We start from the raw sequence: 22589 nt of genomic DNA, 5'->3' as shown, positions 1-22589 counted from the left end.
TTCATGCAAACGACTGCCATCATGTCCATCTGGCCCGAAGACGAACGCGATCGCAAGCGCTGAGGCGCTGGCTGGCGCACACGGTGCCCCAGCCCCTGACACCACCGGTCTGACGGTCTTCCGTGCAGACCCCCTCTTCCACAAAACCCGCTTCGGTGGGTTTTGTCATTTCCGGGCCCCCTGCAATAGGGGGTTCTCAACGAAAAAGGGGCCCGAAGGCCCCTTTCCTGCGTGAACCCTTGCAGGCTCAGTGCATGTGCAGACCACCGTTGACCGAGAAATCGGCGCCGGTGGAATAGCCGCCTTCTTCCGAAGCCAGCCAGGCGATGATCGAGGCGATCTCGCTGGGCTCGCCCAGGCGCTTGACGGGGATGGTGCCCACGATCTTCTCCAGCACGTCGGGACGGATGGCCTTGACCATGTCGGTGCCGATGTAGCCGGGGCTGACGGTGTTCACGGTCACGCCCTTGGTAGCCATCTCCTGCGCCAGCGCCATGGTGAAGCCGTGCATGCCCGCCTTGGCGGCCGAGTAATTGGTCTGCCCTGCCTGGCCCTTGGCACCATTGACCGAGCTGATGTTGATGATGCGGCCCCAGCCCTTTTCCACCATGTCGCCCACGACCTGCTTGGTCACGTTGAACATGGAGTTGAGGTTGGTCTCGATGACGGCCTGCCAGTCTTCCGGCGTCATCTTGATGAACATGCGGTCACGCGTGATGCCGGCGTTGTTGACCAGCACATCGATGTTGCCGTGCTCGGCCTTGGTCTTGTTGAAGGCCTCGACGGTGGAAGCCCAGTCGCCCACATTGCCGACCGATGCATGGAAGGTGTAGCCCAACGCCTTTTGTTCGTCCAGCCACTTCTGGAAGTCGCGCGACGGACCGCAACCTGCGATGACCTTGAAGCCTTCCTTGTGCAGACGCTGGCAGATAGCCGTTCCGATGCCTCCCATTCCCCCTGTGACATACGCTACTTTTTGAGCCATTCTTCTCTCCTGTCAATCAATGGTTGCTTCAGATCAATCTATCCACGACAACCGGGACATTGACTCCGGTTATCACCAAGGGTGCCTGAACCTCTGGGCCCGGCATCCCCGTATGGCTAGTATGCAGCGCGTGCGCTGCGCCTCTCTTCGGGCAGGCCCTAGGCAGACCTAGGATCTACCCTGAAAGCTTGCTAACGTTTTCCCGGAGCCTTTCAGACGCGCTCCACCGCCATGGCCACGCCCATGCCGCCGCCGATGCACAGGCCGGCCAGGCCCTTCTTGGCGCCGCTGCGCTGCATCTCGTGCAGCAGGGTCACCAGGATGCGGGCGCCCGATGCGCCGATGGGGTGGCCGATGGCAATGGCGCCGCCGTTGACGTTGACCTTGGCCGGGTCGATGCCCAACTCCTGGTTCACCGCACAGGCCTGGGCCGCGAAGGCTTCGTTCAGCTCGAACAGGTCCACGTCCTGCGCGGTCCAGCCCGCACGCTCCAGCGCCTTGCGCGAGGCGAACACCGGGCCCAGGCCCATGGTGGCGGGGTCCAGGCCGCTGGTGGCGTAGGAGACGATGCGCGCCAGCGGCGTCAGGCCCAGGGCCTTGGCCTTGGAGGCGCTCATCACCACCACGGCGGCCGCGCCGTCGTTCAGGCCCGAGGCGTTGCCGGCCGTCACCGAGCCGGCCTTGTCGAAGGCCGGGCGCAGGCCTGCCAGGGCGTCGGCATTGGTCTTGCGGTTGATGTACTCGTCGGCAGCGAACACCACGGGATCGCCCTTGCGCTGGGGAATGCTGACGGGAACGATTTCGTCCACGAACTTGCCTGCGTCCTGTGCGGCCGTGGCCTTTTGCTGGCTGGCCAGGGCCAGGGCATCCTGCTGCTCGCGGCTGACGCTCTTTTCCTTGGCCACGTTCTCGGCCGTGATGCCCATGTGGTACTGGTTGTAGACGTCCCACAGGCCGTCCACGATCATGGTGTCGGCCATCTTCCAGTCGCCCATGCGCTGGCCGTCGCGCGAGCCCGGCAGCACGTGGGGCGACAGGCTCATGTTCTCCTGGCCGCCGGCCACGACGATCTCGCTGTCGCCCGTGGCCACGGCCTGGGCTGCCAGCATCACGGCCTTCAGGCCCGAGCCGCAGACGGCGTTGATGGTGAGGGCCGGGGTTTCCTTGGCAACGCCGGCCTTCATCATGGCCTGGCGTGCGGGGTTCTGGCCTGCGCCAGCGGCCAGCACCTGGCCCATGATGACTTCACCGACCTGGTCGGTGCCGACCTTGGCACGGTTCAGTGCCTCGCGGATCACGATGGAGCCCAGTTCGGTGGCGGGGATCTTGGCAAGGGTGCCGCCAAACTTGCCAACGGCAGTACGGACAGCGGAAACGATGACGATGTCTTCCATGATGACGGACCTTTCTTTGGACTCTTGAAGGGATGCCTGGGCGCACGCGGCCGCAGTCGCGGCAGCGGCACCCTGCATTCAAGCCACAGCGTTATTGCACTGCAGCATCGAAACGATTGTGCCTCAGGCCTTGACCAGTACGTAGCGGCCCGGGGCCGGCTCGATGGCCGTGTATTCCCTGCCCTTGCCGTACTGCTTTGGCGCCGCGACCAGCTTGCCGCCGTGCTCGGCCAGCCAGGGGCTCCAGTCGGCCCACCAGCTGCCCGGGTACTCGTCGGCGCCGGCCTGCCACTCCTTGAGCGTGGCGGGCAGCTGGCCGTCCTCGCGCAGCCAGTAGCTGCGCTTTTTCTTGGCCGGCGGATTGATCACGCCCGCGATGTGGCCCGACGCGCCCATCACAAAACGCTTGTCGCCGCCCAGCACCTGGGTGGACGCATAGGAGCCGCCCACGGGCACGATGTGGTCCTCGCGCGAGCCGTAGATATAGGCCGGCAGGCGCAGCTGGTGCATGTCGATGCGCTCGCCGCAGACGGTCAGCGCGCCGGGCTGGGCCAGCCTGTTTTCCAGGTAGAGGTTGCGCAGGTACCAGGCGTAGTAGGGGCCGGGCAGGTTGGTTGAGTCGCTGTTCCAGTACAGCAGGTCGAACGGCGGGGGCGTCTCGCCCTTGAGGTAGTTGCCCACCACGTAGTTCCAGACCAGGTCGTTGGGCCGCAGAAAGCTGAAGGTGGACGCCAGGTCCTGGCCCTTCATGAGGCCGCCCTCGCCCATTTGCATCTCACGGAAGCGCACCACGGATTCGTCGATGAAGACATCGAGGATGCCGGTGTCGCTGAAGTCGATGAAGGTGGTCAGCAGCGTGACGCTGGCCACGGGAAACGGCACGCCGGCCGGCGCCGTGGCGCGGGCTGTGGATGTGCGGGTGGCGCTGCGGCTGCCAGCCGCGCGCTTGGCCGCAGGCGCCTTGGCCGCCGGAGCAGCAGCTGCGCCATGCTCGCGGTCGTGGCGCGCCTGCAGCACCGCCAGCGCAGTGGACAGCATGGTGCCGCCCACGCAAAAGCCCAGCACATTGATCTGCTCGGCTCCCGCGATCTCGCGCGCCACGCGGATGCCGGTGAGCACTCCGTCCTCGATGTAGTTGTCCCAGGTCTTGCGCGCCAGGCTTTCGTCGGGGTTGCGCCAGCTCATCACGAAGGTGCGATGGCCCTGGCTGACGGCGTAGCGGATCAGCGAGTTGTCAGGCTGCAGGTCCAGGATGTAGAACTTGTTGATGCAGGGCGGCACCATGAGGAAGGGCCGTTCGTGCACCTTGTCCGTCAGCGGCTTGTATTCGATGAGCTGGAACAGCTCGTTCTCGAACACCACGGCGCCTTCGGTGGTGGCGACGTTCTTGCCCACGGTGAACAGGCTCTCGTCGGTCATGGACACATGGCCCTGGCGCATGTCGGCCAGCAGGTTGGCCACGCCCTGGGCCAGGCTCTCGCCCTGGGTTTCGATGGCTTTCTTCTGGGCCTCGGCATTGAGTGCCAGGAAGTTGCTGGGCGCCATGGCCGCCAGCCATTGCTCGATGGCGAAGCGCACGCGGTTGCGCGTCTTGTCATCGGCCTGCACGGCATCGGCCAGGCCCATGAGCATGCGGCTGTTGAGCAGATAGGTGGCGGCCGTGGCCGCCGTCAGCGGGTTGCCGGCCCACGATTCGGTGTTGAAGCGCTTGTCCTTGGCCAGCAGCGCCTGGGCGCCGCCCTGTTCGGCCATGGCCTTGGCGCCATCCAGGTACTGGCGCTGCAGCTCCAGCAGCTTTTCGGGGTCCAGCGACAGCGCGTTCTCGGGCAGGGCGCCGGGTTCGGGGACGGCCGCTTTCCAGGCCTGGGCCATGTCCGGCATGCCTGGCATGCCCTGGATTCCCGGAAGGCCTGGTTGCCCCATCTGCTGCAGTGTCTGCAGCGTGCGGCTCCATTGCTCGTTCCAGAATTGCTGGACGGATTGGCCTGACAGGCCAGCGAGTGGGTCAAAATTCATGCTGCATCCTTGTTCGTGGATGCCATGCAATAGCCTGGGGCTTGCGGGGCATCCGTTTTGATTGTGACCCAGGCGAGCCCCGCCTTGCCCGGCACAGACCTCCACGAAAACCCGTGCCCCGCTCGTTTTTTTGGTTCGACCATGTATCTCGTTGTTATCGCCTGGCTGTATGTCACTCTGATGATGGCAGTGGCCGAGGCCGCCAGCCCCACGGGCAGCATACTCGGCGCCGTGATCACGTTCGCACTCTACGGACTGCTGCCGCTGTCGATCGTGATCTACATCATGGGCACGCCCGCGCGCAAGCGAAAACGCCATGCACGCGAATTGGCCGAGCGCGAGGCCTGGCTGGCGCAGCAGCAGGCCTCGCAAAACGGCCCCGGCACGCAGGCGCGCTCAGTCCTTCCAGATGCAGGCGGCGAACCGCCCGCTGCTGCCCAGGCGGGCAGCGTCGCGCCGGTGCGAAAAGAACCGTGAGCCGTTGAGCACCGTGCACCATGCGTCGCCGCCGTCATTGCCGTAGATGGCGGTGATGCCCAGCGCCGCCAGGCGCTGGCGCGCAAGCCCGGCCAGGTTGGCCAGGTACTTGGGTGCGCCCCCGCCCTCTTGCGCCACGGCGGTGAAATGCGCCCCGGCCGCCGCGTCATGCGCGATGAAGGCCGCGCGCACCTCGGCTCCCACTTCGAAGGAGCGCGGACCGATGCAGGGTCCCAGCCAGGCCAGGGTCTGCTGCGCCGCTTGCCCGGGCGGTGTCTGGATCTGGCCTGCAAAGCGCTCGAACAGCGTCTCCAGCACCCCGCCCGCCAGCCCGCGCCAGCCCGCATGGGCCGCGCCCACCACGGCACCGCTGCGATGGGCCAGCAGCACGGGCAGGCAGTCGGCCACCATGATGGTGCAGACCACGCCCGAGGCGCTGGCCACGCAGGCATCGAAGGCCTGGCCCTGCGCGCTGCCTGCATCCAGGGCCACGACATCCACGCCATGCACCTGCTGCAGGAACACCGCGCAGGCGCCCGGCGTATGGGCACGCACGATCTCCTGCAGCCGCTGGCGGTTGGTGCGCACGGCCCGCGGGTCATCGCCCACATGGTCGCCCAGGTTCAGGCTGCCCCAGGGCGCCGTGCTGACGCCGCCTTCGCGCGAGGTGCACAGCGCGTGCACGCCGGGCGGCGCGGGCCACTCGGGCACCAGCCAGGATGCGGGGATGTTGCCGGGGAGGTTGCCGGGGATGGAGTCAGGCCGGGCCGCGCTCATTCCGCGTCGGGGCAGGCCGAGGGATGGGCCTTCTGGAAGGCCGGCAGCGCCTCGCAGCGATCGACGATGGCCGCCAGGCGTGGCAGGCCGTCCAGGCTCACGTTGAAGCGGCGGCCGTTGAAGATCTGCGGCACCAGGCAGCAGTCGGCCAGCGTGGGCGTGTCGCCCCAGCAAAACAGCGAAGGCGCCAGGCCGGCGGCCTCGCGCTCGGCGGCCAGCAGGTCCAGCTGGCGCTCGAAGGCTTCCAGGCCGGAGCGCACCCAATGCACGTACCAGCCGCTCTTGGCCTCGTCGGAGACACCCAGGTTGCGCACCAGGTACTTGAGCACGCGCAGGTTGTTCAGGGGATGGATCTCGCAGGCCACCATCTGGGCCAGCGCGCGCACATGGGCACGGCCCAGGGCGTCGCGCGGCAGCAGCGGTATTTCGGCATGGGTCTCATCGAGATATTCGATGATGGCCATGGACTGGGTCAGCCAGTGGCCGTCCTCGGTTTCCAGCGCCGGCACCAGTGCATCGCCGACATGCTGGGCATAGGCCGGTGCCCTGTGGTCGCCGCGCAGCAGGTGCACGGGTACGGATTCATAGTCCAGGCCCTTGATCTGCAGCGCAATGCGCACGCGGTAGGAGGCCGACGAGCGGAAGTAGGTGTGGAGCTTCATAGACCGCAAAGCATACCGTGCAGCCCGGGGTCTGTTCATGCTCGTGCGGCGATCGCGTTGCGCCGCTGCGGGGCCACAGGCATGGCACACTTGCGGCGGCGCCAACGAGACAAGGCGCCAGAGGAACACCGACATGAGCTACGTTTTCAACCCTCCCGCCGTGGCCAGCGTACCCGTCCTGGGCCGCCCCGAGCGCTTTCCCGTGCACCGCATCTACTGCGTGGGCCGCAACTACGAAGAGCACGCCAAGGAGATGGGCTTCACAGGCCGCGAGCCGCCCTTCTTCTTCCTCAAGCCTGCCGACGCCATCGTGCCCGTCGAGGCCGGCACCACGGGCACCATGCCCTACCCCACGCTGACCGCCAACCTGCACCACGAGATCGAGCTCGTCGTGGCCATCGGCAAGGCGGGCAAGAATATCAAGGCCGCCGACGCGCTGGACTACATCTGGGGCTACGCCGTGGGCCTGGACATGACGCGCCGCGACCTTCAGAACGACATGAAGAAGCAGGGCCGCCCCTGGTGCATAGGCAAGGCCTTCGAGCATGCCGCGCCAATCGGCTCCATCACCCCGGCAGCCGAGGCCGGCGACATCGCCAAGGCCACGATCTCGCTGCAGGTCAATGGCGCCGACCGCCAGCGCAGCGATATCGGCAAGCTGATCTGGAACATTGCCGAGACCATCGAGCACCTGTCGGCCGCCTGGGAACTGCAGCCCGGCGACCTGATCATGACGGGTACGCCCGAAGGCGTGGCCGCCGTGGTGCGCGGTGACCTGCTGGAAGGCCGCATCGATGGCCTGAGCCCCTTGAGCGTCAAGATCGCCTGAGATCCCTCTGCCTGGCGACAGGCCGGCAAGGCAGCGGGGAGCGCGTTCCCCGGCCTGCCGGCCTTCGTTTTTCTGAACCCACAGTCCGCTGCACGGAAAGCCTTCCTGCCTTCCGTCTGGCGGCGCTTTCACTTCCATGGTGTCGGCATGATTTTTCGCAGCCCCATCAAGTTCTGCCGAGCCTGCGGCACGGCCGTGGTCTACCGCATTCCCGACGATGGCGACACGCGCGAACGCGCCGTGTGCCCGCACTGCCACACCATCCATTACGAGAATCCGCTGAACGTGGTCGGCACCATCCCCGTCACCGACGACGGCCGCGTGCTGCTGTGCAAGCGCAACATCGAGCCGCGCCGGGGCCTGTGGACCCTGCCCGCAGGCTTCATGGAGCTGGCCGAGACCACGGCGCGCGGCGCCCAGCGCGAGACCGATGAGGAAGCCGGTGCCGACATCGAGATGGGGCCGCTGTTTTCCATCGTTGACGTGCCCAAGGTCAGCCAGGTCCACCTGTTCTACCGCGCCCGCCTGCGCAGCGAGCAGTTCTATCCAGGCCCCGAGACCATGGAGGCCGCTCTCTTTGCCGAGGCCGAGATTCCCTGGGAGGAACTGGCCTTCCGCACCGTGCGCGTGACGCTGGAGCGCTACTTCGAGGACCGTGCGGCCGGCCTGCTTGATGCGCACCGAGTGCACTCCATCGACCTGAGCCTGTAGGCACATGCACCGCCGTCCGGCACCACCGCGCTGCACGGTGCTGCCGGAAGCACCCCGGTGATGCCAGGCCATGCCGCGGCGTGGCGCCGATGGGGCTGCGGGTGGGGCTGTGGATGGGGGGCTGTCATCCATGTGTCACCCTGCAGACACATTTAGTCACAAGCTGGCCTCCTTCTTGCTCGTTGCATCAGGCTTTTCCCTGATCGGGGAAAGCGGGTTTCACCCAGCCTGAACCTGACTGCGGAGCGCTCCATGGCCACATCCCTGCCAACCGACCTGATTCTTCCCCACCTGCGGGAACTCAACCGCAACGCCGCCGACCTGCGCGAAATACGGCTCATGTGGCGGCTCATCGAAGCCTCGGCCCGCATGCAGGCCTCGCAGCAGGGGCAGGCCCTGGTGTCCATGCTCACCGACACGCGCCAGGGACTGGAGCAGCTGGAGCAAGGCCTGCTGCAGTCGCAGCTGGTGCAGTCCGCGCAGGAGGCCATGGCCCAGCTGGGCATGCAGTCCGCCCATGCCATCGACCTGCTGGTGCGAAGCCTGTACGAGCGCACGGCCGATGTCGGCTTTCTCGCCGCCGATACCGTGCTCTGCGAGGCCATGGCACGGCTTGACGATGGCGATGGCGATGACTGCGGCCTGCCCGACATGGCGGCCGGCGGCCTGCGCGCATGGCAGGCACCGCTGCAGGCCCACCTCCAGAGCTACCGAGCCAAGTACACGGTGTATGACGACATCCTGCTGCTGGACACGCAAGGCCAGGTCTGCGCCCGTGCCCAGGCACAGGCAGGCCGCAAGCAGCCACCGCCCTGTGCCGAGGCCTGGTTCCAGCAGTCCCTGCAACAGGCGGGCCATGTCAGCCATTTCGGCGCCAGCTGCGTACTGCCCGGCGCAGACCGCCTGATCTACGCGCAGCGCCTGCTGCACCCACGCACCATGGCGGTGCTCGGCGTGCTGTGCCTGAGCTTCGACTTTGCCGCCGAGATGCAGGCCATCTTTGCCTCGGGCGGGCCGCGCGCCCAGGTGGGGCTGCTGCTGGACGACGGCGGACTGGTCATCGCCAGCAGCGACGCCCACTGGATCGCCCCCGGCAGCCGCGTGCCCATGCACCATGGTGATGCCTTGCAGCCGCTGATCCATGCAGGACGCACCTACCTGGTGCGCACGGCGCGCGCCCTGCCCTACCAGGGCTATGCGGGGCCGCAAGGCTGGCAGACCCAGGTGATGGCACCGCTGGACCTGGCCTTCGCCGCGCAGCAAAGACCGCAGGTCCTGCAGGCGCTGGAGCCGGCCATTGCCGAGGGGCTGATGGCCCAGGCGCGCGGCTTTTGCCCGCCGCTGCACGCCATGGCCCGCGCGGCCGACGACATACGCCGCGTGGTCTGGAATGGCCAGGTGCTGGCGGCCAGCCAGGCACCGGAGTCCCCCGTGCAGGGCACGGCCCACCCGGACCCGCTGCAGGCCGTTCTGGAGCAGATGGGCGAGACCGGCGACCTCACCCATGCCGTGTTCACACGCGCCATTCACGGCCTGCACGAGACCGCGCTGTCCACCCGGCTGCAGGAACACAGCACGCTGAACCGGCTGCTGATGGACCTGCTGGAGCGCAATCTCTATGAACGTGCCAACGACTGCCGCTGGTGGGCCCTGACGCCCGGCCTGCAAAAGGTGCTGGCGGACAACAGCGGCTGCCTGGCCCTGTCGGTACAGGCCCACGACAGCGCGCAGCGGCTGCTGGAGCAGCTCAATGCGCTGTACACCGTCTATGCGCGCATTGCGCTGTACGACGCCCAGGGCCTGGTGCTGGCCTGCAGCCATGAGAGCGAGGCCGGCCTGCCCCTGGCTCCCGGCACGCGCGTGCAGGCATCGGCCCTGCAGGCCACCGTGCTGCTGCGCGATGCCCAGGCCTACCACGTGCAGGAGATGGACGATGGGGGCCTGCCCGTCCATGTCTACCATGCCGCGCTGCGCGCGCCATCGCCTGGGAGTGAACAGGCGCACGGACATGCACACGGCGGCGATCAGGGCCCCGTCATCGGCGGCATCGCCCTGCTGTTCCACACGCGGCGGGAGCTGCAGGCCATGCTGCAGGCCGCAGCGCCACAGCAGGCAGCAACGGCAGAGCAGGCCGCAGCCACCGATCCCGAAGACAGCGGCCTGCCGCGCCTGCCGATGGAAGCCTTCTACGTGGCGCGTGACGGGCGCATCGTCGCCGCCAGCCATGGCGGGCGCCCGCTGGGCAGTTGCATCGCAGGCGTGGCCGGCCTGGCATCGCTGGCCGATGGCGAGGTGCGCAGCAGCATCGAGGAGATCGAAGGCCACTACTGCATCGTCGGCATGGCCGCCGGGCGCGGCTACCGCGAGTTCCGGCTGGACCAGGGCGCGGCACGCGATGCAAAAGAAAGCGCAACGGACGACACGCTGGCCGGCCTCGTCAGCCTGAGCCTGCAGCGGCTGGGCCCCGTGCATGCCGATGCGCGCAACCGCGCGCTGCGCCTGGCGTCGGCCACCCGCCTGGATGGCGCCCGGCCCGCTACGCACGGGCATGGGCACGGGCGCGCCGTGCATGGCAGCGGCGACGCGCCTGTGGAACTGGCCAGCTTCTACGTGGGCGCCAGCCTGCTGGCCCTGCGCGCGGGCGATGTCTGCGAGGCCCTGCCCGCCAGCGCCATCTCGCCCGTGGCGGCAGGACGGCTGCCGTTTTGCGTGGGCGCGCTGGCACGGCGCAGCCAGGGCAGCGTCAGCGGCTATGTCTGGGTGTTCGACCTGGCCGCGCTGCTGCAGGACCAGCCCGGCGTGGTCACCGAGCAGTCACAGGTCATCGTGGTCCAGCATGGCGGCCTGCGCGTGGGCCTGCTGGTCAGCGCGCTGCAGGGCGTGCACCGGCTGCCAGCCAGCGCGCTGGTGGATTCGCCCATGCTGAACGCGGCCGACACCGCGACGGCCCTGGTGCGCAAGCTGGTGCATGCCGATTCGGGCCTGCCGCTGATCCAGTGCCTGGACCCCGCCGCGCTGATGCGCAGGCTGCAGCCTTCGCGCGTTGCCGCGGCCAATGCCGACCGCAATGCGGTCAGCGTGGAAAGGGAGGCGGCGTAGCCCGGGCCTATCAGGCATACAAGGCGTGCCGGGTGTGCCGCGCCTGTAACGCCTCAAAGGCCCCAGTGGCGCAGGCCCGGCAACGCGGCCTGCGCTGCCTCGTAGCCTTCGTCGATGGCCTCGCGGGCGCGGTGGAAGTCCAGCAGGCCCAGGTGGGACAGGCGCGGCGCGATCACCAGCTCGGGCGGGTCGCCCGCCATGCGGCTGCGCGTGATGCGCATCTGCATGATGTTGACGCTGGTCATCACCACGTCCAGCAGCGAGGGCGGCCGGGGCGGGGGCTCGGTCTCGCGGCCTGCCTCGTCGCGGTGGTGGCCGGGCATCCACCCCATCACGCCGCGCTGCAGCCTGCGCACCCAGGCCGTGCCGGCCACGGCGCTGGCCTGGCCGGCCAGGTCCTCGGGCGCCACGCCCTGCTCCGCGGCAGGCGGGGCTTCCTCCAGCGACGGCGCGGCAGCCATGGCGGCGGAGGGAGCCAGCGGCCGCATGTGGCGCCGCATGATGTCGGCATTGAGATCGACCGCGATCACGATGTCCGCGCCCATGGCACGTGCCAGCGAGGCGGGCACGGGGTTGACGATGCCGCCATCGACCAGCAGCCGCCCCTCGCGCTGCACGGGCGTGAACAGGCCGGGCAGCGCGATGGAGGCACGCACGGCATCGGCGATGGAGCCCTTGCGCAGCCAGACCTCGGCGCCCGAATGCAGGTCGGTGGCCACGGCGCCGAAGGGAATCTTCAGGTCCTCGATGGCCGAGTCCACGAAGTGCTCGCGCCAGAACGCGATCAGCTTCTCGCCCTTGAGCATGCCGCCCGTGATGTTGAAGTCCATGAAACCGAACACCTTGCGCATGCCCAGTCCCAGCACCCATTCCTCGAAGCGCTGCATCTCGCCAGCCGCATAGGAGGCACCGACCAGGGCGCCGATGGACGAGCCGCAGATGATGTCGGGCCGCAGGCCCGCATCCTCCAGCGCGCGCAGCACGCCGAAATGCGCCCAGCCGCGCGCCGACCCGCTGCCCAGCGCCAGGCCGACCACGGGTTTGCGCGGACTCAGCGCCATCAGCGGTCCCCGCCTGCCAGCAGGGCCAGCATGCCGGCCTCGTCCAGCACGGTCACGCCCAGCTCCTCGGCCTTGGCCAGCTTGCTGCCGGCCTCGGCACCGGCCACCACATAGCTGGTCTTCTTGCTGACCGAGCCGGAAACCTTGGCGCCTGCGGCCTCCAGCATCTCCTTGGCCTGGTCGCGGCCCAGCGTGGGCAGCGTGCCCGTGAGCACCACGGTCATGCCGGCCAGCGGCTGGGCGGTCTGCTCGCGCGCCGCGCCCTCTTCCCAGTGCACGCCGCAGGCACGCAGTTGCTCGACCACCTCGCGGTTGTGGGGCTGGGCGAAGAAGGTGTGGATGCTCTCGGCCACGATGGGCCCCACGTCGCGCACCTGCAGCAGTTGCTCGACGCTGGCGTCCATGATGGCGTCCAGCTGGCCGAAGTGGCGGGCCAGGTCCTTGGCCGTGGACTCGCCCACCTGGCGGATGCCCAGGCCGAAGAGAAAGCGCGCCAGCGTGGTCTTCTTGGATTTTTCCAGCGCGTCCAGCACGTTCTGGGCCGACTTCTCGGCCATGCGGTCCAGCGATGCCAGGGCCACCAGGCCCAGGCGGTAGAGGTCGGGCAGCGTGCGCACCACGTGGCCGTCCACCAACTGGTCCACGAGCTTGTCGCCCAGGCCCTCGATGTCCATGGCGCGCCGCGCGGCAAAGTGCAGGATGGCCTCCTTGCGCTGCGCCGGGCAGAACAGGCCGCCCGTGCAGCGGTGGTTGGCCTCGCCCTTGGGGCGCGACACCGCGCTGCCGCAGATGGGGCATGCAGCGGGCATGCGGAAGTTGGGCACATAGGCCGGCCGGTCGCCGGGCACGCGGCCCACGACCTCGGGGATCACGTCACCGGCGCGGCGCACGACCACGGTGTCGCCGGTGCGCACGCGTTTTTTGCGGATCTCGAACAGGTTGTGCAGCGTGGCATTGGTGACGATGACGCCGCCCACCGCCACGGGCGCCAGGCGCGCCACGGGCGTGAGCTTGCCCGTGCGGCCGACCTGTATGTCGATGCCTTCCATGCGCGTGGGCATTTCCTCGGCCGGGTACTTGTGGGCCACGGCCCAGCGCGGCTCGCGCGAGACAAAGCCCAGCTGGCGCTGCTGGGCCAGGCTGTTGACCTTGTAGACCACGCCGTCGATCTCGTAGGGCAGCGTGGCGCGCTCGGCGCCCATGCGCTGGTGGAAGGCCACCAGCTCGGCCGCGCCCTTGGCGATGCAGACCTGGGGCGCCACCGGAAAGCCCCAGTCGCGCAGCGCCTGCAGCATGGCGTAGTGGGTGACGAAGTCGGGGCCGCCCTGGGCAGCCGGCGTGATCTCGCCCAGGCCATAGGCGAAGAAGGACAGCGGGCGCTGCGCCGCAATGCCCGAGTCCAGTTGGCGCACCGAGCCTGCCGCCGCATTCCGCGGATTGGCAAAGCTCTTGCCGCCGGCGGCCTGCTGGCGCTCGTTGAGCTTGACGAAGTCGGCGCGGCCCATGTAGACCTCGCCGCGCACCTCGACCACGGGCGGCACGCCCTTGCCTTCGGGCAGGGACAGCGGAATCTTGCGGATGGTGCGGATGTTGTGGGTCACGTCCTCGCCCACCTCGCCGTCGCCGCGCGTGGTGGCCTGCACCAGGCGGCCGTTCTCGTAGCGCAGGTTCATGGCCAGGCCGTCGAACTTGGGCTCGGCCACGTACTCCACGGGCGGCGCGCCTTCGGCCAGTTCCAGCTCCTTGCGGATGCGTGCGTCGAAGGCCTCGGCTCCCGTGGCCTCGTTGTCGGTCTCGGTGCGGATGCTGAGCATGGGCACGGCATGGCGCACGGGCATCAGGCCGTCGAGCACGGCGCCGATCACGCGCTGCGTGGGCGAGTCCGGGGTGACCAGTTCGGGGTAGGCACCTTCCAATGCCTGCAATTGCTGGAAGACGCGGTCGTACTCGCCGTCGGGCACGGTGGGCGTGTCCAGCACGTAGTACTCATGCGCCCATTGGTTGAGCTGGGCGCGCAGCGCCTGCACCTTGGCCAGCACCTTGTCGGGGGCGGCCCCGGACTCCGGCGCCGCAGGGGCTGCGCCGGAGAAAAGATCCAGATTGTCATTCATGGGGTTGAGGCCAGGAGCCTGTTGTGCACCAGGGGCACCGCGCCGCGTCAGCTGAACAGTCGCCGCGCCAGCATGGAGCCCGCCGACAGCTCGCGGCTGTCGAGCTTGTCATAGAGATGTTCCAGGTCGTGCTGGATGGGGTCCAGCGCCATGGCCGGCAGCAGGTAGCCGTTCTGGTCGCAGAGCACGCCGTCCATGGTCTGGCACAGGCGCTCGGCCACCTGGCGCAGCTGCACGAAGGCCTGCTCGCCGCGCGGCACCTGGGGCACGTCCAGGCTCAGCAGGAACTCGCGCACCACCGAGGTGTCCAGGTCGTCGGCCATCGCCGCCTGCGGGTCGTAGTTGAGCACCAGCACCGGCGGCATGCCGGGCGTGGGCGAAGGCAAGGCCATGCGCCCGGGCATGGAGCCCGGCAGAAAGCCCTGGCGCGATGCGTTCTGCTGCACATAGCCCGCGCTCCAGGAGGCCTGGCGTGCACGCAGCATGAAGGTGAGCTGGGCGTCGTGCTCGCTGGCGAACTGGTCGAGCTCGCGCGCTCGCGCCACTTCCTGCAGCATGTCGGGCACGTCGGGCGTGGCGCCCAGCGCGTCGGCAAAGCGCTGCACCTTGGCAACGAACTCGGAGAACTCGATCTCGTTGAGCGCACCCGTGCGGTTGGCCAGTTGCACGCCGGCCTGAAAACCCAGGTAGCGCTGGCCGGGCTGCAGCGGCTCCCACTGGTGGGTGGACTGGTTCATGCCCTCGATCGCAAAGGGCTTGTTGCCCGCGCGCCGCGTGGCGGGCTGGGCCTGCAGCGCCAGTTCGCCGGGCACGGCCTGGCCGACCTGCACGGGGGCAATGGCGTCGATCAGCGCATCCAGACCCGGGCGGCTGGCGGCAGCGCTGGTCAGGGCCGCGTCGTTGAGGGAAGGCTCGATGGACTGCGGTGCCGACGGGGACGCCGCAGACGCGGACACAGATTCAGATGCGGGTGCCGAAGCGCTGGCGTCTTCGCCCGCCTGCAGGGCATGGGCTGCCTGCGCGGACTGCACTGCCTGGGCGGCCTTGGCCGCCAGCGCAGCCTGGGCCGCGGCCTGGCGCTGCTGCTCTTCGAGCTGGACCAGATGGGCCAGCTCGGCGTCGGTTTCGGCAAAGCGGTCCGCGGAGGCCGGGCTCTGGCCCGGCGCGGCGGTGCCGAAATCGCCCAGCACGGGCTCGCGCAGGCTGTGCGTCAGGTCCGGGCCGTGGCCCACGGTGTCCATGCCGGGCTCATGGCGCGAGGGATCGCGCTGCGCCTCTTCGACGGGGTCGGCGCGCTTGGGTGCATTGCGGCGCGCGGACCAGCTGTTGTAGGCAAGGATCAGGGCCAGCACCACAAAGCCCAGGACGGCCAGACTGATTTGCAGGTTACTCATGGAATGAAGGAGTGAAACGTCGTTCCAGCAAATGGGGTTCGGAAGGAGGCGGACATGCTCAGGATAGCTCAGCCATGGACAGCGCGGACTCCATGTCCACGGCCACGATGCGGGACACGCCCTGCTCCTGCATGGTCACGCCGATGAGCTGCTGCGCCATTTCCATGGCGATCTTGTTGTGGCTGATGAACAGGAACTGCGTGCTCTTGCTCATGCTGGCCACCAGCTTGGCATAGCGCTCGGTGTTGGCATCGTCCAGCGGCGCATCCACCTCGTCCAGCAGACAGAACGGGGCCGGGTTGAGCTGGAAGATGGCGAAGACCAGCGCGATCGCCGTCAGCGCCTTCTCGCCACCGGACAGCAGGTGGATGGTCTGGTTCTTCTTGCCGGGCGGCTGCGCGATCACCTGCACGCCCGAGTCGAGGATTTCATCGCCGGTGATCACCAGCTTGGCCTGGCCGCCACCGAACAGCTCCGGGAACATGCGCCCGAAATGCCCGTTCACGGTCTCGAAGGTGCCCGACAGCAGCTCGCGCGTTTCGGCATCGATCTTGCGGATGGCATCTTCCAGCGTGTTCATGGCCTGGGTCAGGTCCTCGGTCTGCGCGTCGAGGAAGGTCTTGCGCTCGCGCGCCAGCTTCAGCTCGTCCAGCGCCGCCAGGTTGACCGCGCCCAGGGCCGCGATCTCGCGGTGCAGGCGGTCGATCTCGCCCTGCAGGCCGTGCATGCGCACATTGGCCTCGGCAATGGACTGGGAGACGGCGGCCAGGTCGGCGCCGGCCTCCTCCAGCAAAGTGGAGTACTGCTCCAGGCCCAGGCGCGCGGCCTGCTCCTTGAGCTGGAATTCGGTGATGCGCTGGCGCAGCGGGTCCAGCGCCTTTTCCAGTTGCTGGCGGCGTTCGTCGCTGGCGCGCAGCTTGTTGGTCAGGTCGTCATATTCGCTGCGGCGCGCGGCCACGGCCTGCTCGCGCTGCATCTTCAAATCCAGCGCATCCTGCAGGCCGCCCTGGGCCGCGGCATCGGTCAGGCGCGTGAGTTCGTCCTGCGCGCGCTGCTGCTCATCGGCCAGGGAGCGGGCCTGCTGGCTGGCCGTCTCTATGGTGCGGCTGAGTTCGCCCCGGCGCGCCTCCAGGCTGCGCCGCGAGAACGTGGCCTCCTGGGCCTGGCGTTCCAGGGTGCGCAGTTGCTCGCGTGATTCGTTCAGGCGCCGCTCGGACTCCAGCACCTTGTCGCCGAGCTGGGCATGGCGCTCCTGGCTGTCGGCCAGTTGCATGTCCAGTTCTTCGAAGCGGGCCTCGGCCGCCACGCGGCGCTCCTCGATGTCGGACAGCTGGGCCTCGACCTCGGCCAGGTCGGCGCTGATCTGGGCATTGCGCGCGCGGGCCTGCTCGGCCAGCTGCGACAGGCGCAGGGTCTCGACCTGCAGCTCGTGGGCACGGCTTTGCGATTCGCTGGCCTCGCGCCGGGCGCCGACCAGGCGCTGCGAGGCCTCGGCATAGGCGCTTTCGGCACGCACCAGGGCCGTGCGCGATTCGTCGGAGATCAGCGCCTGGGCACGCACTTCCTTTTCAAGGTGCTCGATTTCCTGGGCGCGTGCCAGCAGGCCGGATTGCTCCGAATCCTGCGCATAAAAGCTCACGCTGTGGCTGCTGACGGCATGGCCCGTGGGCACGTAGACGGTTTCACCGGGCCGCAGTTCGCTGCGGCGCGACAGCGCCTCTTCCAGCGTGGGCGCCGTGTAGCAGTCCTGCAGCCAGTCGCCGAGCACGGCGCGCAGGCCGGCATCGTTCACGCGCAGCAGGTCCGACAGGTGTTGCCAGCGGCCGGCGGCCGGCGCGGGCGCGCCCTGCGGGGGGCTGAAGAAGGCCAGGCGCGCGGGCGGCGCATCGTGCCCGCCTGAGCCCAGAAAGCCACGCACCATGTCGAGCCGGCCCACTTCCAGCGCGCCCAGGCGCTCGCGCAGCGCGGCCTCCAGCGCGTTTTCCCAGCCGGGCTCGATGGCAATGCGGCTCCACAGGCCCTGCATGCCGTCCAGGCCGTGCTTGGCCAGCCAGGGCTGGAGCTTGCCGTCTGTCTTGACCTTCTCCTGCAGGGCCTTGAGCGCTTCCAGCCGCGCCGACAGGTCCGCGTGGCGCGCGGCCTCGGCATTGACGGCCTGCTGGCGCGTGCGGCGGTCCTCGTCGAGCTGGGGCACGGAGTCCTGCAGCTCGTTGAGCACGGCATCGGCCATTTCGGCCAGTTCGCGCGCCTCTTCCAGCTGGGACTGCAGATTGTTCAGGCGGGCCTCGTCGGGCGTCTCCAGCGCATTGCGGTCGGCGCGCAGGCGCTCGAAGCGGGTCTCGAACTGGCGGCGCTGCTCGTCCAGGCTGCGCTGCTCGGCGGCCAGCACCTGGATCTGCTGCTGCACCTGCACCACGCTGGCGCGCTGGTCGGCGTCGGCCTTCTGGGCATTGCGCAAGGCGTCCTCCAGGTCGGGCAGGCGCATGCCTTGCTCCTCGACCTGGGCGGCCAGCATCTCGGCCTGTTCCTCGGCGTCCATGCCGGCGCCTTCGAGGTTCTCGATCTCGGCTTCGGCTTCCTCGCGGCGGCTGTTCCACAGCAGCACCTGCTCGGACAGCTGCTGCAGCCGCTGCTGCACGCGCTGGCGACCTTCGAGCACGTAGCGTATCTCGGCCTCCAGCTTGCCGACCTCGGCCGTGGATTCGTAGAGCTTGGCCTGGGCCTGGTTGACCTGGTCGCTGGCGTCGTAGTGCGCCTGGCGCAGGGTTTCGAGTCCGCTTTCGTTGTTGCGGATGTCGGCCATGCGCTCTTCGAGCTCGTTGACGGCCTGCAGGCCCTCCACGCGCACGCGGTCCTGCTCGGCCTCGGCCTCGGCCCGCTTGAGGAACCACAGCTGCTGCTGCTTGAGCGTGACCTGGGACTGCAGCGCGTTGTACTGGGCCGCCACCTCGGCCTGCTTTTCCAGCCGGTCGAGGTTGTTGTTGAGCTCGCGCAGGATGTCTTCCACGCGCGTGAGGTTCTCGGTGGTGGCCGAGAGCCGGTTCTCGGTCTCGCGCCGGCGCTCCTTGTACTTGGACACGCCTGCGGCCTCTTCCAGGAACAGGCGCAGTTCCTCGGGGCGCGACTCGATGATGCGGCTGATCGTGCCCTGGCCGATGATGGCGTAGGCGCGCGGGCCCAGGCCCGTGCCCAGGAACACATCCTGCACATCGCGGCGGCGCACGGCCTGGTTGTTGATGAAGTAGCTGCTGTTGCCCTCGCGCGTGAGCACGCGCTTGACGGCGATCTCGCCGAACTGGCCCCACTGGCCGCCCGCGCGGTGGTCACTGTTGTCGAACACCAGCTCCACGCTGGAGCGGCTGGCCGGCTTGCGGTGCGTGGTGCCGTTGAAGATCACGTCCTGCATGGACTCGCCGCGCAGCTCGCTGGCCTTGCTCTCGCCCAGCACCCAGCGCACCGCATCCATGATGTTGGACTTGCCGCAGCCGTTGGGGCCCACCACGCCCACCAGTTGCCCCGGCAGCATGAAGTTGGTGGGCTCGGCGAAGGACTTGAAGCCGGACAGCTTGATGGAATTCAGGCGCACGATGCAGGCAGATGGCGGTCCGCGGCGAACGGACGAATGAGGACGTGGGGGAACAACAGGGAAGCTTGGGATGATACCGCGCGCCACCCCTGCTCAAGAATGGAAAGCGGCCCGCGCGGGGCCGGGTCGAATGTCAAGAATGGTTCGAGGGGGCGTCCGGCACCCCGCTGCCATCCGTGCACTCCACCACCACGGGCCGCTCTTGCGCCTCCTGCGGCAGGCTCGCCGGGCTCAGGGCCGGAGGGCGCGACACGATGGCCTGGCGCACCAGGGCCTCGAAGCTGCGCACGGGCACGGGCGGGCTGAGCAGGTAGCCCTGCCAGGCATGGCAGTGCTGGTCTTCGAGGAACTGGCGCTGCGCCTCGGTCTCCACGCCCTCGGCGATGACCTGCAGGCCCAGGCTGGTGCCCAGGGCGACGATGGTGCGCGCAATGGCCGCGTCGTTGGGGTCGCTGAGCACGTCGCGCACGAAGCTGCGATCGATCTTGAGCTGGTCCAGCGGCAGGCGCTTGAGATAGGCCAGCGAGGAGTAGCCGGTACCGAAGTCGTCCAGCGAGAACCCCACGCCGTGTGCCTTGAGCGTGGCCATCTTGGCCGCCGTGTCGTCCACGTCGGCCAGCAGCAGGCTTTCGGTCAGCTCCAGCTTGAGCAGGCGCGGGTTGGCACCGTGCTCCTTGAGCGCCTGCAGCACCTGCTCCACGAAGCGCGCCTGGTGGAACTGGCGCGGGCTGACGTTGACGGCCAGCACCAGGCAGGCCATGTCCGGCTCCGCCGCCCATTGCGCCAGTTGCCGGCAGGCCTCGCCCAGCACCCATTCGCCCAGTTGCTGGATCAGGCCCGTTTCCTCAGCCAGCGAGACGAAGAGCGACGGAGGCACCAGCCCTTCGCGCGGGTGGTTCCAGCGCAGCAGGCCCTCGGCGCCGACGATGCGCCCGTTCGCCACCTGCGGCTGGTAGTACAGGACGAATTGCGAGCGCACCAGGCCCTCGCGCATTTCCTGCTCCATGGCCGTGCGCGATCTGAGCACGGCCTGCAGTTGCGGATCGAAGAACTGCAGCGTGTTGCGCCCCATGCCCTTGGCCTGGTACATGGCCATCTCGGCACGGCGCAGCACCTCGTCGGCACTGAGTTCCTGCTCGCCGAACAGGCTGGCGCCTATGCTCAGCGTGATGTGGCAGGACTGGCCACTCAGTTGCAGCGGTTGCAGCAGCAGCGAACGCATGCGCTGGACCTCGCCTTCGAGCTTGGAGGCGGCGTGCATGGAGTCCTTGCCCAGGTCCTCCAGCAGCACGACGAAGTCATCGCCGCTGTGGCGGGCCAGCGTGGCTTCGCGGCCCAGGGATTGGGCCAGTCGCTCGGCAATCATGCGCAGCAGCACATCGCCCAGTTCCAGCCCCAGGCTGTCGTTGAAGGCCTTGAAGTTGTCCACGTCCAGCAGCATGACGGCGCCACAGCGCCCGCGACGGCGGCTGGAGGCCAGCGCCTGCTGCAGCCGGTCCACCAGCAGGCGGCGGTTGGGCAGGCCGGTGAGCGCGTCGTAGAAGGCCAGGCGGCGGATTTCCTCTTCGGCGGTCTTGCGCTGGCTCTGGTCCTGCAGGATCAGCAGGCAGCCTTCGTCCAGCAGCATCCCGCCGATGGATACGGAGCGCGTGCAGCCGTCGCTGCCTATGAGTTGGTACTCCTCGGAGTTGAGGGTACCGCAGCTGTCGGACTCGCTACCATGGGGGCTTTGGGCAACGCGCGCCCGCGCCTGCGCGGCTTCGAAGCGGCGCTGCATGCGCTGGCGGCGGGCTTCGTCCGGGCACATGTTGCGCCACCATCCGTCGCCATCCATGCCGGCCGTCGCGCCATGGCCTGCCAGGCGCATGAATTCCTCGTTCCAGTAGGCGAAGCGGCCATCCTCCTGCAGCATGGCCAGGCCCAGGGGCAGGCGCTGGATGACCATGCGCAGGTGGCGCGATCCGTCGCGCTGCATTTGCTGCAAGTGGCGGCGTGCGCTGATGTCCTGCACCAGGGCCATCAGCCGCAGCGACGGGCCTTGGCCCAGCGCGGAGATGTGCAGTTCCACCCAGACCAGGCTGCCGTTGCTGCGCCGCAGTTGCCGCTCGATCTGCAGGGCGCCGCGCTGGCCCGCAGCCAGCTCCTGCAGCAGCAGCCGGTCACCCTCCACCGTTTCGGCGGCGACCAGGGCCAGCAGGGGACGCTGGCACAGCTGCGGCGCCTCATGGCCGGTGATGTCGCAATACCTGCGGTTCACATGCAGGACATTGCCGCTGGCCGCGTCGATCTGCACCACGCCCACGGCGGCCTGCTCGAACAGTGCCTGAAAGCGGGCATCGCTCTCGCGCATGCTGCGGGAAGAGGCGCGCAGCTGGGCCCAGCTGGACGGATGGCGCCGCCACCAGGCTGCCGCCAGCGAGGCCAGCAGGGCCGACACCAGCATGCCCAGCGCAAACAGAACCAGAGGCTGGGCACGCTCCGCCCAGGACAGGGCCGTACTCACGGGAATGAAGTTCAGCCGCCACAGCCGGTCCTGGGCCTGCAGCGTCTGCTCCAGCACCACCTGGCCGGTATCGCCAAGGCCTGCTGCCTCGTGCCCGCGCTCGGGCCAGGCAGCGCCCAGATACAGCGGCAGCGGCGATACGCCTGCCGGTGGCAGGGGCGAGACCGGGCCTGCGTCATGCATGGCCAGCGCAAGCCGGCCCAGGAAGCCGCGCTCATGCAGGTCCTGCACCAGGTCGTGCACACGTATGCTGACGTCGGCCGTTCCAAGGAACAGCGGATGCGCGGCCGTGCCATCCGGGGACTGGTGGTCGGCAAGCGCAAAGACCGGCGCGCGCACCAGCACGGCGGTGGCATGCTCGCCGGGCTGCTTCATTGCAAATGGCGCCGATACCACGGCGGCCGCGCTGTCCCGGCTGCGCAGCATGCTGGCCATGAGACTGGGGCGGTCGTGCATGTCCAGGCCGGCGATGGATTCATTGCCTTCCAGCGGCCAGAGATAGTCGATGAAGAAATAGTGGGGATCGGGCCTGAACGAGGCTGGCGGATCCTGGCTGCCCGGGCCGCGCTCCGTTGCAGCCCGCGTAAAGGTCAGCGCCTGCATGCCGGGCTGTATCTGTATGCGCAGCGCCTGCGCAATGCGCGCAAAGGCCTGCTGTCCCATCTCGGGAGAGGCGGCCAGCTGGTTGGCCACATGCTGGACCATGACGGCATAGGCATCCAGGCGCATCTCCAGCGCCTGGCGGGCAGACTGGGCCTGTTGCGTGTGGCGTTGCAGGTCGATGCGCTCCAGCGCCCGCTGCTGCTGCAGAGCGAGCGCTGCGCTCAGGCACATGCCCACCGCCATGACGGTGGCGGCTGGCCAGGCGGTCCGGATGGCTACAAGCATGCGCTGGGCAAAAGCTGACATGGAGCGGCTAAGGCTGAATATGCAGTCACGGGGAATCGGTCCAGGAGCACGGAACCACTCGTTGCCAGCCCCATG

At 68.6% G+C, this 22589-nt stretch carries 14 protein-coding genes; 4 read left to right on the top strand and 10 right to left on the bottom strand.

Features of this window, described 5'->3' with window-relative positions; all coding sequences use genetic code 11:
• Positions 1 to 247: 247 nt before the first annotated feature.
• From phbB to A9976_RS04140, 3 genes are all read right to left on the bottom strand, one after another.
• Entirely contained in the window at positions 248 to 985 is a 738-nt protein-coding gene (gene phbB, locus A9976_RS04150; protein WP_183017936.1) for an acetoacetyl-CoA reductase, read from the bottom strand.
• Positions 986 to 1197: 212 nt separating this feature from the next.
• Positions 1198 to 2379: an acetyl-CoA C-acetyltransferase gene (locus tag A9976_RS04145; protein ID WP_013802555.1), complete on the bottom strand. Its 1182-nt coding sequence runs from the start codon at positions 2377 to 2379 to the stop codon at positions 1198 to 1200.
• A gap of 123 nt (positions 2380 to 2502) precedes the next feature.
• Positions 2503 to 4395 (bottom strand): alpha/beta hydrolase, encoded by a 1893-nt coding sequence (locus tag A9976_RS04140; protein WP_183017935.1) that lies wholly within the window; start codon positions 4393 to 4395, stop codon positions 2503 to 2505.
• Positions 4396 to 4536: 141 nt separating this feature from the next.
• On the opposite strand from A9976_RS04140, the gene A9976_RS04135 reads away from it, so the two are divergent.
• A complete protein-coding gene (locus A9976_RS04135; protein ID WP_183018161.1) occupies positions 4537 to 4872 on the top strand; it encodes a hypothetical protein in 336 nt (111 codons plus the stop codon).
• Here A9976_RS04135 and pgeF read toward each other — a convergent pair.
• Positions 4792 to 5649, bottom strand: coding sequence for a peptidoglycan editing factor PgeF (pgeF, locus tag A9976_RS04130; protein WP_183017934.1), 858 nt, complete (start codon positions 5647 to 5649; stop codon positions 4792 to 4794). The genes A9976_RS04135 and pgeF overlap by 81 nt on opposite strands.
• The gene (gene maiA / locus A9976_RS04125; RefSeq protein ID WP_013802559.1) at positions 5646 to 6311 is read right to left on the bottom strand and encodes a maleylacetoacetate isomerase; all 666 of its coding nucleotides are present in this window, start codon (positions 6309 to 6311) and stop codon (positions 5646 to 5648) included. Before maiA ends, pgeF begins: the two co-directional genes overlap by 4 nt.
• A 133-nt stretch (positions 6312 to 6444) precedes the next feature.
• Here maiA and A9976_RS04120 point away from each other — a divergent pair, with 133 nt between their 5' ends.
• The 3 genes from A9976_RS04120 to A9976_RS04110 all read left to right on the top strand — a co-directional run bounded on the left by A9976_RS04120 (position 6445) and on the right by A9976_RS04110 (position 10950).
• On the top strand, positions 6445 to 7140 hold the full coding sequence (locus A9976_RS04120) for a fumarylacetoacetate hydrolase family protein (protein WP_183017933.1): 696 nt from the start codon (positions 6445 to 6447) through the stop codon (positions 7138 to 7140).
• A 147-nt stretch (positions 7141 to 7287) separates the two neighbouring features.
• Positions 7288 to 7851 (top strand): NUDIX hydrolase, encoded by a 564-nt coding sequence (locus A9976_RS04115; protein WP_183017932.1) that lies wholly within the window; start codon positions 7288 to 7290, stop codon positions 7849 to 7851.
• Between the two features lie 252 nt (positions 7852 to 8103).
• Entirely contained in the window at positions 8104 to 10950 is a 2847-nt protein-coding gene (locus A9976_RS04110) for a chemotaxis protein CheW (protein WP_183017931.1), read from the top strand.
• 53 nt (positions 10951 to 11003) lie between these two features.
• Here A9976_RS04110 and A9976_RS04105 read toward each other — a convergent pair whose 3' ends face one another.
• The 5 genes from A9976_RS04105 to A9976_RS04085 all read right to left on the bottom strand — a co-directional run bounded on the left by A9976_RS04105 (position 11004) and on the right by A9976_RS04085 (position 22493).
• Positions 11004 to 12011: a patatin-like phospholipase family protein gene (locus tag A9976_RS04105; RefSeq protein WP_183017930.1), complete on the bottom strand. Its 1008-nt coding sequence runs from the start codon at positions 12009 to 12011 to the stop codon at positions 11004 to 11006.
• Entirely contained in the window at positions 12011 to 14122 is a 2112-nt protein-coding gene (gene ligA, locus A9976_RS04100; protein ID WP_183017929.1) for an NAD-dependent DNA ligase LigA, read from the bottom strand. The genes A9976_RS04105 and ligA overlap by 1 nt, the downstream gene beginning before the upstream one ends.
• Before the next feature lie 47 nt (positions 14123 to 14169).
• Entirely contained in the window at positions 14170 to 15516 is a 1347-nt protein-coding gene (locus tag A9976_RS04095; protein ID WP_183017928.1) for a cell division protein ZipA C-terminal FtsZ-binding domain-containing protein, read from the bottom strand.
• Between the two features lie 58 nt (positions 15517 to 15574).
• On the bottom strand, positions 15575 to 19102 hold the full coding sequence (smc, locus tag A9976_RS04090; protein ID WP_183017927.1) for a chromosome segregation protein SMC: 3528 nt from the start codon (positions 19100 to 19102) through the stop codon (positions 15575 to 15577).
• Between the two features lie 133 nt (positions 19103 to 19235).
• On the bottom strand, positions 19236 to 22493 hold the full coding sequence (locus tag A9976_RS04085; RefSeq protein ID WP_259649098.1) for an EAL domain-containing protein: 3258 nt from the start codon (positions 22491 to 22493) through the stop codon (positions 19236 to 19238).
• Positions 22494 to 22589: the final 96 nt, after the last annotated feature.

Origin of the sequence: Delftia sp. UME58, assembly GCF_014170385.1 — a bacterium.
Lineage (GTDB): Bacteria > Pseudomonadota > Gammaproteobacteria > Burkholderiales > Burkholderiaceae_C > Comamonas > Comamonas acidovorans.
This window is presented reverse-complemented; position numbering and strand designations above follow the sequence as displayed.

Excerpts from the sequence above, each read along its gene's own strand:
- A9976_RS04085 (WP_259649098.1), bottom strand. The coding sequence starts at position 22,493 with ATGCTTGTAGCCATCCGGACCGCCTGGCCAGCCGCCACCGTCATGGCG.
- A9976_RS04115 (WP_183017932.1), top strand. The coding sequence starts at position 7,288 with ATGATTTTTCGCAGCCCCATCAAGTTCTGCCGAGCCTGCGGCACGGCC.
- A9976_RS04105 (WP_183017930.1), bottom strand. The coding sequence starts at position 12,011 with ATGGCGCTGAGTCCGCGCAAACCCGTGGTCGGCCTGGCGCTGGGCAGC.
- A9976_RS04110 (WP_183017931.1), top strand. The coding sequence starts at position 8,104 with ATGGCCACATCCCTGCCAACCGACCTGATTCTTCCCCACCTGCGGGAA.
- phbB (WP_183017936.1), bottom strand. The coding sequence starts at position 985 with ATGGCTCAAAAAGTAGCGTATGTCACAGGGGGAATGGGAGGCATCGGA.
- A9976_RS04135 (WP_183018161.1), top strand. The coding sequence starts at position 4,537 with ATGTATCTCGTTGTTATCGCCTGGCTGTATGTCACTCTGATGATGGCA.
- pgeF (WP_183017934.1), bottom strand. The coding sequence starts at position 5,649 with ATGAGCGCGGCCCGGCCTGACTCCATCCCCGGCAACCTCCCCGGCAAC.
- A9976_RS04095 (WP_183017928.1), bottom strand. The coding sequence starts at position 15,516 with ATGAGTAACCTGCAAATCAGTCTGGCCGTCCTGGGCTTTGTGGTGCTG.
- A9976_RS04145 (WP_013802555.1), bottom strand. The coding sequence starts at position 2,379 with ATGGAAGACATCGTCATCGTTTCCGCTGTCCGTACTGCCGTTGGCAAG.
- A9976_RS04140 (WP_183017935.1), bottom strand. The coding sequence starts at position 4,395 with ATGAATTTTGACCCACTCGCTGGCCTGTCAGGCCAATCCGTCCAGCAA.
- maiA (WP_013802559.1), bottom strand. The coding sequence starts at position 6,311 with ATGAAGCTCCACACCTACTTCCGCTCGTCGGCCTCCTACCGCGTGCGC.
- ligA (WP_183017929.1), bottom strand. The coding sequence starts at position 14,122 with ATGAATGACAATCTGGATCTTTTCTCCGGCGCAGCCCCTGCGGCGCCG.
- A9976_RS04120 (WP_183017933.1), top strand. The coding sequence starts at position 6,445 with ATGAGCTACGTTTTCAACCCTCCCGCCGTGGCCAGCGTACCCGTCCTG.